The 18,614-nt window shown below is 30.6% G+C and carries 10 protein-coding genes; 3 read left to right on the top strand and 7 right to left on the bottom strand.

All coding sequences use genetic code 11. The annotated features are described in order from the left end of the window. The 6 genes from ACRDDY_RS17170 to katG (ACRDDY_RS17145) form a co-directional block, all read right to left on the bottom strand. Nucleotides 1–4,098, bottom strand: a 4,098-nt coding sequence (locus ACRDDY_RS17170) for an MSCRAMM family protein (RefSeq protein ID WP_438566154.1), incomplete at its 3' end; no start/stop codon positions are given. A gap of 515 nt (nucleotides 4,099–4,613) precedes the next feature. Next, entirely contained in the window at nucleotides 4,614–5,858 is a 1,245-nt protein-coding gene (locus ACRDDY_RS17165; RefSeq protein WP_438566153.1) for a DUF1015 domain-containing protein, read from the bottom strand. A gap of 117 nt (nucleotides 5,859–5,975) precedes the next feature. After that, a complete protein-coding gene (locus tag ACRDDY_RS17160; RefSeq protein WP_438566152.1) occupies nucleotides 5,976–6,884 on the bottom strand; it encodes a D-2-hydroxyacid dehydrogenase in 909 nt (302 codons plus the stop codon). Nucleotides 6,885–6,918: 34 nt separating this feature from the next. Then, nucleotides 6,919–7,998, bottom strand: a complete 1,080-nt coding sequence (locus ACRDDY_RS17155) for a pyridoxal-phosphate-dependent aminotransferase family protein (RefSeq protein WP_438566151.1) — start codon at nucleotides 7,996–7,998, stop codon at nucleotides 6,919–6,921. Nucleotides 7,999–8,230: 232 nt separating this feature from the next. Then, nucleotides 8,231–10,429: a catalase/peroxidase HPI gene (gene katG / locus ACRDDY_RS17150; RefSeq protein ID WP_438566150.1), complete on the bottom strand. Its 2,199-nt coding sequence runs from the start codon at nucleotides 10,427–10,429 to the stop codon at nucleotides 8,231–8,233. A 187-nt stretch (nucleotides 10,430–10,616) separates the two neighbouring features. Further along, complete coding sequence (katG, locus tag ACRDDY_RS17145) at nucleotides 10,617–12,836, bottom strand: catalase/peroxidase HPI (RefSeq protein WP_438566149.1); 2,220 nt, start codon at nucleotides 12,834–12,836, stop codon at nucleotides 10,617–10,619. A 242-nt stretch (nucleotides 12,837–13,078) separates the two neighbouring features. Between katG (ACRDDY_RS17145) and ACRDDY_RS17140 the strand changes: the two genes are divergently transcribed. The 3 genes from ACRDDY_RS17140 (at nucleotide 13,079) to ACRDDY_RS17130 (ending at nucleotide 16,495) form a co-directional block, all read left to right on the top strand. Further along, a complete protein-coding gene (locus ACRDDY_RS17140) occupies nucleotides 13,079–14,350 on the top strand; it encodes an L-cysteine desulfidase family protein (RefSeq protein ID WP_438566148.1) in 1,272 nt (423 codons plus the stop codon). 17 nt (nucleotides 14,351–14,367) lie between these two features. Next, nucleotides 14,368–15,084: a gamma-glutamyl-gamma-aminobutyrate hydrolase family protein gene (locus ACRDDY_RS17135; RefSeq protein WP_438566147.1), complete on the top strand. Its 717-nt coding sequence runs from the start codon at nucleotides 14,368–14,370 to the stop codon at nucleotides 15,082–15,084. A 94-nt stretch (nucleotides 15,085–15,178) separates the two neighbouring features. Next, the gene (locus ACRDDY_RS17130) at nucleotides 15,179–16,495 is read left to right on the top strand and encodes an APC family permease (protein WP_438566146.1); all 1,317 of its coding nucleotides are present in this window, start codon (nucleotides 15,179–15,181) and stop codon (nucleotides 16,493–16,495) included. Between the two features lie 28 nt (nucleotides 16,496–16,523). Here the strand turns inward: ACRDDY_RS17130 and ACRDDY_RS17125 are convergent, their stop codons facing one another. Beyond that, nucleotides 16,524–18,473 carry a KUP/HAK/KT family potassium transporter gene (locus ACRDDY_RS17125; protein WP_438566145.1) on the bottom strand — a complete coding sequence of 650 codons (1,950 nt, stop codon included), beginning with the start codon at nucleotides 18,471–18,473 and terminating at the stop codon, nucleotides 16,524–16,526. Nucleotides 18,474–18,614: the final 141 nt, after the last annotated feature.

Here is an 18,614-nt window from a genome sequence, read left to right as displayed (position 1 = left end):
TACTTCTTTATAAGTATATGTTCCTGCTGGTAATGTAAATTTAGTTGGTGTTGTTCCACTAGTAAAGTTTATATCTACTTTTTGTCCATTTAAAGATGTTCCAGAAATATTAATTTTAGCTCCTGCAACTTCTTTTTGGTTTGTGATATCAGTTTTTTCTATTACTAAAGTTCCTGTTGTTTCAGAATCTTGTACATCTACAGTCTGCAATTTAGCTGCATTAGTTGCATCTATTGTTACAGTTTTTGGAGTTGTATCTAAATTATAACCTGCTGGTGCTTTTGTTTCAGTAACTGTATAAGTTCCCCATGCTAAGTTATTTAAACTTGCTACACCTTCATTGTTAGTTGTAACTGTTGTACTAAATTTATTAGGCCCTGTTACTGTAAATGTTGCTCCTTGAAGCTTAGTATTGTTTATTCCAGTTTTTACGATTTGTAAGCTTCCTAGAACTTGACTATCTTTAAATGTTGCTACTTGTACTTGACCTACTGTCGCATTAGTTATTTGAATAGTTTGTGGAGTCTTATTTAGAGTATATCCAGCTGGTGCACTTGTTTCTGTTATTGTATAAGTTCCCCATGCTAAATCATTTAAATTAGCTTCTCCATTACTACCTGTTGTAACAGTTTTACTAAATTTATTAGGTCCTGTTACTGTAAATGTTGCTCCTTGAAGCTTTTCTGTTCCTGCTTCATTAGTCTTTACAATTTGTATTGCTCCATTTAATTGTGTATCTACTACATTTATATTTTGTACTTTAGCTGCATTATTTGCATCTATTGTTACAGTCTGTGCCTGATTATTTAAAGTATATCCAACTGGTGCCTTAGTTTCCTTAATTGTATAAGTTCCCCATGCTAAGTTATTTAAACTTGCTACACCTTCATTGTTAGTTGTAATTACTTTACTAAATCCATTAGGTCCTGTTACTGTAAACTCTGCTCCTTGAAGTTTAGTATTATTTGCTCCTGTTTTTGTAACTTGTAAGCTTCCTAATACTTGACTATCTTTAAATGTTGCTACTTGTACTTTACTTGCTGATTGCCCTGTTATATTAACAGTTTGTGGAGTCTTATCTAAGTTATATCCAGCTGGTGCACTTGTTTCTGTTATTGTATAAGTTCCCCATGCTAAATTATCTAAATTAGCTTCTCCATTACTACCTGTTGTAACAGTTTTACTAAACCCATTAGGTCCTGTTACTGTAAATGTTGCTCCTTGAAGCTTTTCTGTTCCTGCTTCATTAGTTTTTACAATTTGTAACTTACCAGTCACTTGTCCATCAACTACATTTACATTCTGAACTTTAGCTGCATTGCTTGCATCTATTGTTACAGTCTGTGCCTGACTATTTAAAGTATATCCAACTGGTGCTTTAGTTTCCTTAATTGTATAAGTTCCCCATGCTAAGTTATTTAAACTTGCTACACCATTTGAACCTGTAGTTATTTCTTTATTAAAGTTATTTGGTCCTGTTACTGTAAATACTGCTCCTTCAAGCTTAGTATTATTTGCACCTAATTTTGTAACACTTAAACTTCCTTGTACTTCATTATCAGTTACATTAAATGTTGGCACTTGGAATACTCCACTTGCATTAAAGCTTTGTGCATTAATCGTTACAGTTTGTATCTGTGAATTTAACTCATAGCCATTTGGCGCTTTTGTTTCTTTCACATTATAAGTACCCCATGGTAAGTTTGTAAATTGTGCTACACCATTTGAATCTGTAGTAGCTTCATACACTTTATTTGTTCCAGTATTTGTTGCAGTATATTGTGCTCCTACTACTGGCTTTCCTGTCTGTTTATCAGTTTTTACAACTTTTATCGATCCAAGAACTGTTGAATCTGCAATTGTAATATTTTGATTCGCTTCTACACTTCCATTACTTTGTTTTCCTACTACAACTGTTTGTGCATTAGGATTTACAGTATATCCAATCGGAGCTTTTATTTCCTTAACTGTATAGGCACCATAAGGTAATTTAGTTAAATCAACTGTTCCATTCGAAGTTGTAGTCACATTCTCATTAAAATTATTTGGTCCTGTTACTGTAAACTCTGCTCCTGGAAGTTTTGTTCCATTTACACCTGTTTTAGTTATAGTTAAACTTCCGTACTGTTGTACATTTGTATCTGATTGTTTATGAACTATAACAGTATCAGTTCCCCAATTATTTTTATAAGCTGTATTCTTAATTGTTGATCCGCCTTTAAAATCAGCTAAAGAACAATTTATCTTCACTTGGAACTGTCCTGGTTCTATATATCCAGTATTTTTAAAATATACAGTATTATCTTTTATTGTATATCCCATATTACTTGGTACATCTACACTTAAGATTTTCACGCCATTTTCAATTGGATCTCTAAAAGTTAACTGTCCATCTGGAAAATATGCATTATTATTTTGCACATTAATAACAAATGTTACATCTGGATTTTGTGCTCCATTAATATTTAAATCACATTGATTATGACTTATATCTCCACTATTAACTATTTGCCCTGTAACTGGATTCTTCCAATAAGCTGTTTTCCACATTCCAAGTGCTGTTGAATTACTTGCATATTGTGATATTGCTGTACTAGAATCACTTACTCCATTGTTTGTAATAGTCGCCGTATTTAGTATATTTTTCGCATTTGCTCCTATATTTACAGAATAGTTTATAGTTATTGAATAATTTGTGTTTGGAATATCTGTTGAAATCTCATTAGTTTGTTCATTATAATATAATGTTCCTAGTGATTGATTTGCTGGATATTCTCCAAATGGATATGATTCGTTTCCATTTGCATCAATTTCACAAATATTAAATGGTGTAGAAACATAATTTCCTTTGTTAGTCGCTGTAACTGATACATTTCCATAATTTGAACTCATAGGATTCGCATCAATCGGTTGCAATGTTATACCTGCTGGTAATTTATCAACTATTTTTGCATTACTAATATTATAACCATTAGGATTTATGCTTAATGTATAATTTAGTGTTGATACTCCATCTCCAAATACATTTTGATTTACTGTTTTTGTTATCATGCCTTTTTCATGGCTTGGATCAAAACTTGACTTCTCTGTATTAATAGTTAATTTTGCTGTTGATGTATGATTCGCAAAACTTCCTACGTTAGTAAGAGTCTTATCAAAATGATTTTGTGCATATTGTAATGAAACAGTAGCTTGATATACAATTTTGTATATTCCTTGTGGTAAGCTTGAGAATCCACTTATCGTTAGTGTATTTCCATTTATTACAGGTTGTAAATTGAAACTAGTTTCATTTTTACCTGTTTGTAAATTATATACTACTACACTATTTGGAACAAAACTCATCCCTTCTGGAAGTGTATCTGTATATGTGTTACCACTTGATACTTCTGTATTTACAAATGCTGTATAATCAATAGTTGAATTTCCACCATTAACGATTGGAATAGTTTCATCTTTTTTATATGTTCCTCCAATGCTTGCTGGTGCAAAATACTTTCCAACTGGTAAACTTAAGTCTACTCCTTTTGTTGTATCACCTATGCTTGGTGGTGGTGTCCAAGATCCTGAATCTCCACTAGAACTTCCACCTGGATTCGAAGTTGATCCTCCAGTATTTCCACCTGGTGATGTAATTGTTATTGGTACCGGAACATTCTGCCCATTTACAGTTGCAGGAATATTATGATTCCCAGGTCCCATATCCTTAGCTAAATTCCCTGTCAAAGAAAACGTAGCTTCATATAATGTTGACACTCCTGATAATGGTGTTAATGTTATTTGATTACCATTTTGAGTTGCCTTAAAATATCCTGTAAGCCCTGATGAGTTTAAACTAACATTTGTAAGACCACTTGGTATTGTTATTGTTATTGGCTGATTAAAATTGCCATTTTGGTTTCCTACACTTATCGTCCCATTTATTGTTGCTTTCCCACCAGATGTTGCTGATGGTGCACTTAATGCAACATTATAAGCTCCTACTGTAGCTGTCGTATCTGCATACGCTTCAGTTATTGGCGCTAAATTGTAAAATAGTGTTGATAAGAAAAAGAAAACTACTGTTATTGCTAATTTTTTCTTAGTTTTTCTATACATTATTTTCTCTCTCATTTCTATATAAAATATATTTATTTTTTCTATAGAAAAAATTAGCAGATTAATTGTTATTTTTATAAAATTACATTTTGATTATTGCACACTTTTTTACTTATTAAAACTATCCTTTGATAATGAAAGTATTATTAGCCCTATTTTCTATAATTTCAGTTCATTTTATTTAAAATTTTTACATTTCATTCATTTAATTTTAACTTATATTGTTTATATTTTAATATTTTTTTCTCTATTTATTCATTTTTTATTCATTAAATACCCATTTTTTTTTATTCTTCTATTTTTTCTTTTTTTATTTTTCTACATCTGCTTGATTCTAATCATTTTCAGCTATTTTAAACACTTGAATTTTTTAGAAATTTTTTAAATTTGATTGTTAATTGATAGTAACTATCTTTCAATTCATTCCTCTTATTAATTTAAAATCATATTTTCTGTATTTACTTTATAATCTAATTTATTTTTCTATTATTTTTTAACACTTTCTATTTTTTTATTTATTTTAACTCATGAATAAATAATCCACTTCTTAGTTTAGGTTCAAACCATGTTGATTTTGGTGGCATTACCTTACCTTTATCAGAAACATCCATTATATCCTTTATTTCTGTTGGATACATTGAAAATGCTAATCTCATATCTTTTTTAACTCTTTTATTCAACTCCTCAATTCCTCTTATTCCACCTATAAAATCAATTCTTTTAGATGTTCTTATGTCATCTATATTAAGTATTTTTTTTAGTACTCTTTCTTGTAATATTGAGACATCTAATCTTTCTATAGAATCTTCTTTGTTAAGTATTTCCTCTTTAGCTTTTAATTTATACCATTCACCTTCTATATTCATACCAAATGTGTGCTTTTCTGTAGGCTTAAATCCATCATTATTTTTATATTTTTCTATCTCAAAATCTTCTTTTATTTTTTCTAAAAATTCCTCCGTACTATATCCATTTAAATCTTTTATTACTCTGTTATAATCCATTATCATAAGTTCTTTATCTGGAAATGCTACTGCTAAAAAATAATTAAATTCTTCTTCTCCTGTATAATTTGGATTTTGCTCTCTTCTCATTAATCCAACCTTTGTAGCTGATGCTGTTCTATGATGTCCATCTGCTATATACATATACTTTACATCCTTAAAAAGCTCTACAATTTCCCTAACTATTATTTCATTATCTATATCCCATACAACATGTCTTATTCCATCTTCTGCAACAAAATCATATATAGGATTTTTATTACTCCATGCTTCTATTACAGCCGATATAACATCATCATCTCTATAAGTTAAAAATATTGGCCCTGTATTTGCATTGCAATAATCTACATGTTTTATTCTATCTTCCTCCTTATCCGCCCTTGTAAACTCATGCTTTTTTATAACATTTTCTAAATAATCATCTATTGAAGCACAAAATACTAACCCTGTTTGTGCTCTTCCATTCATAACTTGTCTGTAAACATATAGACATTCATTTTCATCTTGTTTAAGATATCCCTTTTCTATCATTCCATCTAAATTTTCTTTAGCCTTTTCATATACACTCTCATCATGAATATCTATATCTTTATCTAAATCCACCTCTGCTTTATCTACATGCAAAAATGAGTATGGATTTCCTTTCACCATTTCTCTAGCTTCATCACTATTCATTACATCATAAGGTAGTGCTGCAATTTGTGATGCTAATTCAGGTACTGGTCTTATTCCTTTAAATCCTTTTATTCTAGCCATTTTTCTTCCTCCTTTTATATAGTAAATTAGGAGCAAGACCTAAACCCTAGAAACTAGAATGCACCTAAAATCTCACTAGTTTCTTCAAGGTTTATCCCCTACTCCTAAAATAACTTTTTACATATTAAAAAAACTTTTAATTACTTCTACAACTTCTTCTCCAATTCTTTCTTGTGCTTCATTAGTTGCAGCTCCAATATGTGGTGTTACACTAACTTTTGGATGATTTAATAGTTCTTTATTTTTTGTAGGTTCTTCTTCAAAAACATCTACACCAGCACCACTTATTTTCCCCTCATTTAGTGCCTTTAATAATGCAGTTTCATCTACAACTTTTCCTCTAGCACAATTAATCAGATAAGAAATTTTTTTCATCATATCAAATTCTCTATCACTTATCAACGCTCCATTTTCCTTATCATAAGGCACATGAAGTGATATAAAGTCAGAATTTTTAAGGACCTCATCAAAGCTTACAAAGTCATATTTTAAATCCCTATGTTTTCCTTCTATCGTAAAGTATATAACTTTCATTCCTAATGCTTCTGCTTTTTTAGCTAGACTTCTCCCGATTCTGCCCATACCAACTATACCAAGAGTTTTATTAGCTATTTCTGTCCCTTGATACAATTTTTTATTCCATTCTTTATTTCTCATAGTTACATTTGATATTCCTATAAATCTTGCAAGAGCAAACATATGACCTATTGCTAATTCTGCAACTGAATCTGAACTTGCATTAGGAGTATTTCTAACTGTAATCCCCATATTTTCTGCATATTTTATATCAATATTATCAATTCCAACTCCAGCTCTTATAGCAAGCTTTAATTTTCCACCTTTTGATGATTCTAAAGTCTCAGCAGTTAACTTAGTTGCTGACCTTATAACTATTGCATCAAATTCCTTTAAAGTTTCTCCTAAAATCTCTCCATTATAATGGTGATTTACAACCTCAATTCCAAGCTCCTCAAGCTTAGCTATTGCCCCAATTTGTAAACCATCATTAGTTAATACTCTATACATTTTTAGCCCCCTTTTAAACTTAGAAAATTTGCCCCTAATTCTCTAACTTTAATATTTCATTTATATTTTTTAATAAATCATTTAATTCTTCAACAGTACAATCTGCCATGTGTCCAATTCTGAATGTTTTATCTTTAAGACTTCCATATCCATTTGATATAATATATCCTCTATTTGCAAGTTCCTTATTTAATGCAGAAACTTCTATTGCTCTAGTATTTTTAATAGCTGTTACTGTATTAGAAAGATATTTCTCATTTGCAAATAATTCAAAATGTTTTTTAGCCCAAGCTCTTGTTATTTTTGCAAGTTCTTTATGTCTTGCAAACCTATTCTCAAGCCCCTCTTTTCCTAATATATAGTCAAGTTGGTAATCTAGTGCAAACATATGTGATAATGATGGTGTTGAAGGATATTGATAATCCTTCTTTTGTATATATTTATAAAGAGCTAATAAATCTAAATAAAAACCTCTATTTGGTACTTTTTCTGCTCTCTCTTTTGCTTTATTTGAGAATGTACAAATTGCCATTCCTGGAGGTAATCCTATTGCTTTTTGAGTAGATGTAACTAATATATCTATTCCCCATGCATCTACCTCAATTCTAGTTCCTACAGCTGAACTTACTGCATCTACTATATATACAATATCACTGTACTTTTTAACTACTTTTCCAATATCTTTAATAGGATTCATAACCCCTGTTGATGTTTCATTATGAGTTACTGCTACTAAATCATATTTTCCTGACTCTAGAACTTTTTCTACCATCTCTGGAGTTATAGCTTCTCCCATAGGAACCTCAAAAAGATCTGCCTCTTTTCCATTTTGTTTAGCCATTTCATACCATCTTTTCCCAAAGGCTCCTACTGAAAAAACTGCTGCTCTCTTTAAAGTACAACATCTTATTGCACCTTCCATAAGTCCACTACCTGATGTTGTTGATAAAAGTATTTCACTTTGTGTATAAAAAATCTTTTTTAATTTATCACTTATTCTTCTTTGCAAAAATGAAGCATCGGCACTTCTATGTCCAATCATCGGTGTAGCCATTTTTGCTAATACATCACTACGAACTTCAACAGGTCCTGGTATAAATAATTTTTTATGCATTTTTATTCCTCCATTCGTTTCTTAATTTATTGTAATTTTAACATTTTTTACCACTAAATACAATTTAAATAATTTCATAAAAACAATTTTTATTCCATTGTATTTTATAAACATACATGATTATTCACCTTAAATTTTCTGTAATCTTTTTCTTTCTTTTATACGCTCAATTTCTATTTTACAAGCAAAAAAAGAGTAGGATAAATTTAATCCTACTACTTTTCCTATTAGCTTATTTTTTTATATCAAATCTATCTGCATTCATAACTTTATTCCATGCTTTTATAAAGTCATTTAAGAATTTTTCTTTAGAATCTGAACTTGCATATATTTCAGCTATTGCTCTTAATTGTGAGTTTGAACCAAATATTAAATCAACTCTTGACGCAGTCCATTTTTCATTTCCTGTAGCTCTATCAATTCCAACAAATGAATTTTCACTATTTTTCTTCCACATTGTTGCCATATCAAGTACATTAACAAAGAAATCATTAGTTAGGCTTCCAGGTTTATCTGTAAATACTCCTGCTTTTGAACCTTCATAATTTATATCTAAAACTCTTAATCCACCTAATAATACAGTTAATTCTGGTGCTGTTAATTTTAATAATTGAGCTTTATCTACCATTAATTTTTCAGCTGGTATACTAAAATCATATTTTAAGTAGTTTCTAAATGCATCACAAACTGGCTCTAATACTCTAAATGAATTTACATCAGTCATTTCTTGAGTTGCATCAGTTCTACCTGCAACAAATGGAACTTCTACATTATTACCTGCTTTAGATGCTGCCATTTCTATTCCAACGTTTCCACCTAAAACAATTATATCTGCTACGCTAACTTTTTTATTTCCAGATTGTTTCTTATTAAATTCCTCTGCAATCTTTTCTAATTTTGAAAGAACTACATTTAGTTTTGCTGGCTCATTTACTTCCCAGTTTCTTTGAGGTTCTAATCTGATTCTTGCTCCATTTGCTCCACCTCTGAAGTCACTACCTCTAAACGTAGATGCTGATGCCCATGCAGTAGAAACTAATTCTGATACTGAAAGGTTAGAATTTTTTATCATCTCTTTTAATTCTTTTATATCATTTTCATTTACAACTTCAAAATCAGCTACTGGCACTGGATCTTGCCATATAAATGTTTCTTTAGGTTTTTCTTCTCCTAAATATCTTGAGCTTGGTCCCATATCTCTATGAGTTAATTTAAACCATGCATTTGCAAAAGCTTTTTCAAATTCTTCTGGATTTTCATAGAATCTTTTAGATATTGGTCCATAAATAGGATCCATTCTAAGTGCCATATCTGCTGTAGTCATCATTGGTGCTTCAGTTTTATTTTTATCATGTGCTGATGGAACTGTTTTTCTTGCTTCAGGATCAGTTGGTACCCATTGCCATGCTCCTGCTGGACTCTTAACTAAATCCCAATCATATCCAAATAAATTGCTAAAGAATCCATTATCCCATTTAGTTGGATTAGCAGTCCATGCTCCTTCTATTCCACTTGAAATAGTATCATTTCCTTTTCCACTCTTATAAGAACTCATCCATCCAAAGCCCATTTCTTCAACTGGTGCTCCTTCTGGTTCTGCTCCTACATTTGTAGCTGAACCCGCTCCATGAGCTTTACCAAAAGTATGCCCACCAGCTATTAATGCAACAGTTTCTTCATCATTCATTCCCATTCTTCCGAAGGTATCTCTAATTTCTTTTCCTGATGCAATTGCACTAGGTTGTCCATCAGGACCTTCTGGATTTACATATATAAGTCCCATTTGCACTGCTGCAAGAGGATTTTCTAGCTTTTCTTTTTCATATCTAGCTTTATCTAACCAAACTTTTTCACTTCCCCAGTAAGTATCTTCTTCTGGTTCCCATATATCAACACGTCCACCTGCAAATCCTATAGTTTTTAATCCCATAGATTCTAAGGCACAATTTCCTGTTAATATCATAAGATCTGCCCATGATATTTTATTTCCATATTTCTGTTTTATTGGCCAAAGAAGTCTTCTTGCTTTATCCAAATTTACATTATCTGGCCAACTGTTTAATGGTGCAAATCTTTGATTTCCTGTATTTGCTCCTCCACGTCCATCTGCAGCTCTATATGTTCCTGCACTGTGCCATGCCATTCTTATAAATAAAGGTCCATAATGACCATAATCAGCTGGCCACCATTCTTGCGAATCCGTCATTAAGTTTTTAATGTCTTTTTTCAACTCTTGTAAGTCTAATCCATTAAACTCACTAATATAATCAAAATTTTCATCCATTGGTGATACCATTTCCGAATTTTGACCTAAAATCTTTAAATTTAATGCATTAGGCCACCATTCTTTGTTTGATGTTCCTTCACTTCCAGTAACCTTATCCATTTTTATTGTTCCAGTTTTTCCTGTAAAAGGGCATTTTCCTGACATAATCATCATCCTCCAATATTCTTATTTTTACTTTTCCGTTTCTATATTTTTTATTTTATAATAATAATTATTAATTATCAATACTTATTATTAGGTATATTTTATTAATTTTCTGAAAATTCAAATTAACATTTAAATCCAATAATAAAAAGAACAACCAATTTTTTATAGTTGCTCTTTTACTCTTCTATTTCATTTTTACATCAAATCTATCTGCATTCATAACTTTGTTCCATGCATTTATAAAATCCTTTAAAAACTTTTCTTTAGAATCTGAACTTGCATATAATTCTGATAAAGCTCTTAGTTGAGCATTTGAGCCAAATATTAAATCAACTCTTGTTCCAGTCCATTTTTCCTTACCAGTTTTTAAATCTCTACCTACATATAAATTTGCATCACCTTCTAGCTTTTCCCACTTAGTTTCCATATCTAATATATTTTTAAAGAAATCATTTGTTAAGCTTCCAGGATTTTTTGTGAAAACTCCTGCTTTCATTCCTTTATAATTTATATCTAAAACTCTTAATCCACCTAATAATACTGTTAACTCTGGTGCCGTTAAATTTAATAATTGAGCTTTATCTATTAATAGTTTTTCAAGTGGTATGCCAAATTCTTTCTTTGTAAAGTTTCTAAATCCGTCATATACTGGCTCCAATACATCAAAAGATTTTGCATCCATATTCTCTTCTAATCCATCTACTCTTCCCGGTGTAAATGGAACCTTAATATTTTCACCCCCATTTTTTGCTGCCATTTCTATTCCTACATTTCCACCAAGCACTATGATATCTGCCAAGCTAACTTTTTTATTTCCCTTACTTTTCTCATTGAAATTATTTACTACACCTTGAAGCTTCTCTATAATTTTTTTAAGTTTCTTTGGCTCATTTACTTCCCAATCTTTTTGAGGCTTAAATCTAATCCTAGCCCCATTTGCCCCACCTCTAAAGTCACTTCCTCTAAATGTAGATGCTGAAGCCCATGCTGTAGATACTAATTCAGAAATTGAAAGATTCGTTTCTTTTATTCTTTCTTTTAACTCTTCAATATCTGCTTCTTTTATTACCTCAAAATCTACTTTTGGAAGTGGATCTTGCCATATAAAATCTTCTTTTGGAATATCCATTCCTAAATATCTTGACTTAGGTCCCATGTCCCTATGTGTAAGCTTAAACCAAGCTTTTGCAAATATGTCTTCAAACTCTTTAGGATTTTCATAAAATCTTTTTGATATTTTTGAATAAATAGGATCCGTTTTTAATGATAAATCTGCCGTTGTCATCATAGGTGCATGAGTTACATTCTTATCATGCGCATCAACAACAGTCTTCTTTGCTTCAGGATCAGTCGGAATCCACTGATATGCTCCTGCTGGACTTTTCATTAAATCCCAATCATATTTAAATAAAGTTTCAAAATATTCCATGTCCCAATTTGTTGGATGTGGAGTCCATGCCCCTTCAATCCCACTTGTCATTGTATAAATTCCATTGCCTGTTTTATAAGAATTTTTCCAACCAAAGCCCATCTCTTCAATAGGTGCAGCCTCTGGTTCTGGCCCTAAATAAGCTTTTGATACTGCACCATGACATTTTCCAAAAGTATGTCCTCCAGCTATTAATGCTACTGTTTCCTCATCATTCATTCCCATCCTTTTAAATGTTTCTCTTATATCTTTTCCTGAATCTAAAACTCTTGGCTCTCCATCTGGTCCTTCTGGATTAACATATATAAGTCCCATCTGTACTGCTGCAAGAGGATTTTCTAATTGCAATTTTTCATATCTTTCACTATCTAACCATATCTTCTCTTTTCCCCAATATGTATCTTCTTCTGGTTCCCATGTATCAACACGTCCTCCAGCAAATCCTATTGTCTTCATTCCCATCAAATCAAAAGCACAATTTCCTGTTAATATCATTAAATCTGCCCATGATATTTTATTTCCATATTTCTCTTTTATTGGCCAAAGAAGTCTTCTTGCTTTATCTAAACTTACATTATCTGGCCAACTATTTATAGGTGCAAATCTTTGATTTCCACTATTTGCTCCTCCACGTCCATCTCCTATTCTATACGTTCCTGCACTATGCCATGCCATTCTTATAAATAATGGACCATAATTTCCATAGTCAGCTGGCCACCACTCTTTAGAGTCAGTCATTAATTTTTTTATATCCGCTTTTATTTCCTCTAAATCTAATTTATTAAACTCTTTTGCATAATCAAAATCTTTATCCATTGGCGAAACCTTCTCAGAATTTTGACTTAATATTTTTAAATTTAGTGCATTAGGCCACCATTCCTTATTAGATGTTCCTTCACTTGCTATTGGATTTTCAAGATTTTCATCCATATTCCTTTTTGTATGTCCTGTTATGGGACATCTTCCTTCTGTCATTTTTAATTCCTCCTAAATTCTAGCTTACCCTCTTAGTATTACCAATTTTTCTCTAAAAATTATTTATAAAAATTTTATTTTAAGAAGTAAAAAAATATAGAAATATACTACTTAACTGCTTTAAAATCCTAAATTATCAATAAAATGAAAATATTATATATTAATGTGCATTTTTTTAGTTTTTTTTAATAAAAAAAGATATGCTATTATTAAAGCATAAAATAAATACGGAGGTACACAAGATGAATTACAAAAAATATACAGATATTCTTAAAAATGAAATAGCCCCAGCTCAAGGATGTACAGAACCTATAGCAGTAGCTTATGCAACAGCTTTAGCTATGGAACATTTGAATGGAGATGCATCTAGTATTGAAATTTATTTAAGTCCTAATATTATAAAAAATGCCTTAGGAGTAACTATTCCTGGTACACGAAAACTTGGTGCAAGTATGGCAGCTGCTCTTGGTGCAGCTATAAGAGACTCATCTAAAAAATTAGATTTATTAAATAGTTTTACAGATGAAGACTTAGAAAAAGCTAATAAACTTTTAGATGATAAAATTATAGTAATAAATAAAAAAGATTCTGATGATTTACTTTATATTGAAGTAAACTGTAAAAATGAAAAAGATTCATCTGAAGTTATTATCAAACATTCTCATACTAATGTTATTTATATCAAAGAAAATGAAAACGTTTTATTAGAGAAGAATGAAAGTTATGAGCACAATTCAAGTGCTCAAATAGAAAGTATTGAATCTATTTATGATTATGTTAAAAATGTTCCTATAAAAGAAATTGAATTTTTATACGATGCTGTAAAACTAAACCTTAAAATCTCAGAAGAAGGTTTAAGACATAGATACGGTTTGGAAATAGGATACAAGCTAATGAGACATTCAGATTTAAATATGTTTCAAAACTCTTTTGCAAATAAAGTTGTTGCCTCTACTGCAGCTGCTGCTGATGCTAGAATGTCCGGCTGTCCTCTTACAGTTATGACAACAGGAGGCTCTGGTAATCAAGGCATTGCAACAACTCTTCCTGTAATTAAAACAGCTGAATATATGAAAACAGATAAAGAAACATTGTTAAGAGCTTTAGCTCTTAGTAATCTTATCACTTTATTTATTAAGCAATATATTGGAAGACTGTCACCTATTTGTGGATCTGGAATAGCTGGTGGAACTGGTTCATCTTGTGCCATTGTATTTTTGCATGATGGTGATTTACAAACAATAAAAAACACTGTTAATATTATGCTTTCAGGACTTTCAGGAATGATATGTGATGGTGCAAAAGAAAGTTGTGCATTAAAAATAGCTGCTGGAACTAATTCGGCTATAGAATGTGCAATGCTTGCATTAAACGGTATTAAAACTAAAAAAACAGACGGTATAATTTTTGAGGATGCAAATAATACTGTTAAAAATCTAAGGACTCTTGTAAAATCAGGATTTTCTAATGTAGATAATACAATTTTAGATATTATGCTTTCAAAAAATAATTAACTAGGCGGTGAAATATTATGACTAAAAAAATTATTGGAATATCAGCAAATGTTATTACCGAAGATAAAAAACCTTTCCTTGGTTGTAAAAGAATAATACTAGTTCAAGAATATGTAGATGCAGTCATTAATGCTGGAGGATTACCAATAGTAATTCCAATGACAAATGATATAGATACAATGAAATCTCAAATAGAATTAATAGATGGATTAATTTTATCTGGAGGCTATGATATACACTCACTTCTTTACGGCGAAGAACCAACCATTAAACTTCACGATGTTTCAGTTTATAGAGATAATTGCGAAATGGAATTATTAAAAAACGCAGATAAAAAGAAGATTCCAATACTAGGTATTTGTAGAGGACTTCAACTTTTAAATGTATTTTATGGTGGTAATTTATATCAAGATTTATCTTTAAAAGAAGGTAGCTATATTAAGCATTTTGAAGAAGGTAATCCAACTTTAGGCTTTCACACTATTGATTTAGTGAAAGATAGTATTCTATTTAATCTCTTAGGCGAAAAAGAAACTGTAAACTCATATCATCATTTAGCTGTAAAGCGTGTTGCTGATGGATTTAAAGTAGCTGCATACTCTAAAGATGGAGTTATAGAAGCTATTGAAAGAAAAACACCATTTGTTATGGGGGTACAGTGGCATCCAGAAATGATGCAAGAAGAAAATGATAAAATGAAAAAAATTTTTAAATTCTTTATAGAACAATGTTAAACTAAAATACTCTAGATATATATTAAATTATTGATCCCTGTATTCTATAATTTAAAATAACTTTTCATTACTAAAGAAAGGCGTGGTTATAAATATGAATAAAGGAACCAAAAAGAAATTAGGACTTTTTAGTATTGTTTTATTAGGCTTTAATGCTATAGTTGGAACTGGTATTTTTTTACTTCCAAATAAAGCAATGGCACTTATGGGACCTGCTAGTATATTTGTTATAATATTTGATGCTATCCTTGCTATAAGCATTGCCCTTTGTTTTGCTGAAATGGGTGGTATGTTTAGAAAAAATGGTGCTGCTTACGTTTATACTAGAAAAACCTTTGGTAAATTTGCTGGTTTTGAAGTAGGCATAATGACTTATGCCGTTTCCATAATTGCTCAAGCAACTATGGCAGCTGGTTTTGTAACAGCACTTTCAGTTTTCTGGCCAGCAGCTGATAAGGGAATGACAAAAGATATTATTATTACAGTATTTTTAATTATATTAACTCTAATAAATCTTGTAGGAGTAAACTTCACAAAAATTATAATGAATATTTCAACTATTGGGAAAATACTACCTTTAATTGTTTTTGTAGCAGTAGGTATATTCTTTATAAAAGGAGGTAACTTTCATCCTATGCTTCCTCATGGAGTTTATACCCATGGGAATTTTGGAGTAGCAGTTTTACTTATTTTCTTTGCATTTACAGGCTTTGAAAGTATTGCTTTAGCTGCTGAAGATATGAAAAATCCTGATAAAAATATTCCAAGAGCTATTATCTTAGTTATGCTAATAGTTTCAGTAGTATATATTCTAGTTCAATCAGTTTCAATAGGTATACTTGGTTCTTCATTAGCAACTAATACAAACCCTGTAGCTAGTGCTTCTAGTAGATTTCTAGGCTCCTTTGGTGGTATTTTAGTAAGTCTTGGTATACTAGTTTCAATAACTGGAATAAATATAGCACAATCATTTATGACTCCAAGACTTGCATCTGCTCTTGCTGATGATGATTTATTACCAAGACCAATGGGGAAATATACAAAAAGAGGAGTTCCTGCAATAGCCTTAGTTATAAGTATGATTATAACTTTACCAATCGCTTTATCAGGAAGCTTTACAACTCTTGCTATTATTAGTTCAATATCAAGATTTGCTCAATATCTTCCAACATGCCTTGCAGTAATTGTAATGAGATATAAAAAGAAAGATATGCCTCGTAACTTTAAAGTTCCATTTGGTCCTATAATTCCTGCAGTAGCTATTATAGTTAGTATTTGGGTTTTATTACAATCCTCATTATCACAAATATTAGGTGGACTTGGCGGATTAATAATAGCACTTCCACTATATTTTATAATGAAGTACTATACTAAAAAACATCCTCGAATTTTTAATTCTAATAAAAAGTAAAAAATGGAGCTAGTATTAGCTCCATTTTTTAATCATATAATCTTGTTAATTTCTGTCTATTATTTTTTCTTTTTCCTACTATTATAGGAACTTTCTCAACTTCAACTACACTTGTATCAATTCCATACCATCTTTCTGGTGATACTGTAAGTTTCTTAATTATTAATTTTGCTGAAAGAATAAATTTATCCCATCCTGAGAATGTACTTTCACTACAAAGAATCTCTTCAATTATTATAAACTTAAAATTTCCTATAGCTTTTCTATTTCCTGATGTTATCATGTATTCTTTTGGTGTAAATTGAACTTCTCCACTTTCCATAAGCTCTTGAACAACTTCTGCAAGAAGCGTATTTACCCCTTGTGATAATCTAAATCCTAATTTAAATTCTATACTAAAAACTCTATTTTCTTGTATTGTATTAAATCTATATTCCTTTGTATATGGCTCATCTGTTACCGATATATTTACAAACCAGTAATTTTCTGCCTTTTTAGGATCTTTGTTGAATATTGAATAAACTATCTTATTTTCAACTTCATCCCACTTTCTTGATTTTGTTAAATATACTATATTATTTGCATAAAGTGGTAACTCTTTATCTGCCTGTATAAGTTTAAACTTCTCTTTATAATCAAAAAGGCTTACAAAACTTCTATATTTTATCTTAATTTGTGAGCTATATGACCAAATATACATTAAGAATATAAGACCTGCTGTTATTAATAGCGTAATATATCCACCACTTAATATTTTAAAACTATTTGCATATAAGAAACTCATTTCTATAGTTCCAAATACCACTAAAATAATAAGTGCAAGTACTTTTTTCTTCTTTCTATGCCACATATATTGTGATAAAAGAATAGTTGTCATAAGCATAGTTATAGTAATTGCTAAACCATATGCTGATTCCATATTTTCTGACTTCTTAAATATAAGAACTATTGCTATACATCCTATACATAATGCATAGTTCACTGTTGCTATATAAAGTTGCCCTTTTTCTCCATTTGGATATCTTATATGAAGTCTTGGGAATATATTTAATTTTATTGCCTCTGAAACAAGTGTAAATGAACCTGATATTAAAGCCTGACTTGCTATTATTGTTGCAAGGGTTGCTATTACAACTCCTATTATTATAAACCATCTTGGCATAATTAAGAAAAAAGGACTTTCTGTAATAAGTTTTCCACTTTGTGATAAAAGATATGCTCCTTGCCCAAAGTAACTTAATAGAAGACATATTTTAACTAATACCCATGTATAATAAATATTATTTCTTCCACAATGTCCTAAATCTGAATATAATGCCTCTGCACCTGTGGTACATAAAAATACTGCACCAAGTATGTAAACTGCACTGTTTCCACTAAATAAAAGTTTTATTCCGTAATATGGGTTTATCGCTTGAAGAATTGATGCATTTTTTGTTATTTGCACTACTCCTAAAATTCCAATCATTAAAAACCATATTAGCATTATAGGTCCAAATATTTTACCAATTTTTTCAGTCCCAAATCTTTGAGCTAAAAAGAGTGCTACTATTATAGCTATAACAATGATGATTGTTACCTCTTCTTTTATTGGAAATATAACATTTAATCCTTCAATAGCTGAACTTACTGATACAGGCGGTGTTAAAATTCCATCTGCAAGTAATGCTCCTCCACCTACTATAGCTGGTACTATAAGCCATTTGGCATACTTTTTAACTAAAGTATATAGTGCGAATATTCCACCCTCGCCATTATTATCGGCTCTTAATGTAAATATTATATACTTTATAGTTGTTTGCAAAGTTAAAGTCCAGAATACTAATGATACTCCACCTAATATTAACCCTCTTGATGAGTAGTTGTTATTTGTAGAGAGAATTGCTTGCATTACATAAAGTGGAGAAGTTCCTATATCTCCATAAACTATACCTAGCGCTACAAGCAACGACCCTATGGTAACTGCCTTCTTCTTCATTATTTTTTGCTCCTTTTATTGTTTTAGTAAAGAAAAACAGCTAAGCAATTGTTAAAATTGATTAACTGTTCCTTAAAGATTATATCACAATAATTTTTCATTCTATGTATAGAAAAAATCTATTCTTTTGACATTCTATTA

The organism is Clostridium sp. (assembly GCF_051656525.1).
In the GTDB taxonomy this organism is placed as follows: domain Bacteria; phylum Bacillota; class Clostridia; order Clostridiales; family Clostridiaceae; genus Clostridium.
Note: the sequence above shows the minus strand (reverse complement) of the source record. Positions and strands in the feature narration are given on the sequence as shown.

Bases quoted from the DNA above. Each gene is read 5' to 3' on its own strand.
- ACRDDY_RS17165 (WP_438566153.1), bottom strand. From the start codon at position 5,858: ATGGCTAGAATAAAAGGATTTAAAGGAATAAGACCAGTACCTGAATTA.
- ACRDDY_RS17160 (WP_438566152.1), bottom strand. From the start codon at position 6,884: ATGTATAGAGTATTAACTAATGATGGTTTACAAATTGGGGCAATAGCT.
- ACRDDY_RS17155 (WP_438566151.1), bottom strand. From the start codon at position 7,998: ATGCATAAAAAATTATTTATACCAGGACCTGTTGAAGTTCGTAGTGAT.
- katG (WP_438566150.1), bottom strand. From the start codon at position 10,429: ATGTCAGGAAAATGCCCTTTTACAGGAAAAACTGGAACAATAAAAATG.
- katG (WP_438566149.1), bottom strand. From the start codon at position 12,836: ATGACAGAAGGAAGATGTCCCATAACAGGACATACAAAAAGGAATATG.
- ACRDDY_RS17140 (WP_438566148.1), top strand. From the start codon at position 13,079: ATGAATTACAAAAAATATACAGATATTCTTAAAAATGAAATAGCCCCA.
- ACRDDY_RS17135 (WP_438566147.1), top strand. From the start codon at position 14,368: ATGACTAAAAAAATTATTGGAATATCAGCAAATGTTATTACCGAAGAT.
- ACRDDY_RS17130 (WP_438566146.1), top strand. From the start codon at position 15,179: ATGAATAAAGGAACCAAAAAGAAATTAGGACTTTTTAGTATTGTTTTA.
- ACRDDY_RS17125 (WP_438566145.1), bottom strand. From the start codon at position 18,473: ATGAAGAAGAAGGCAGTTACCATAGGGTCGTTGCTTGTAGCGCTAGGT.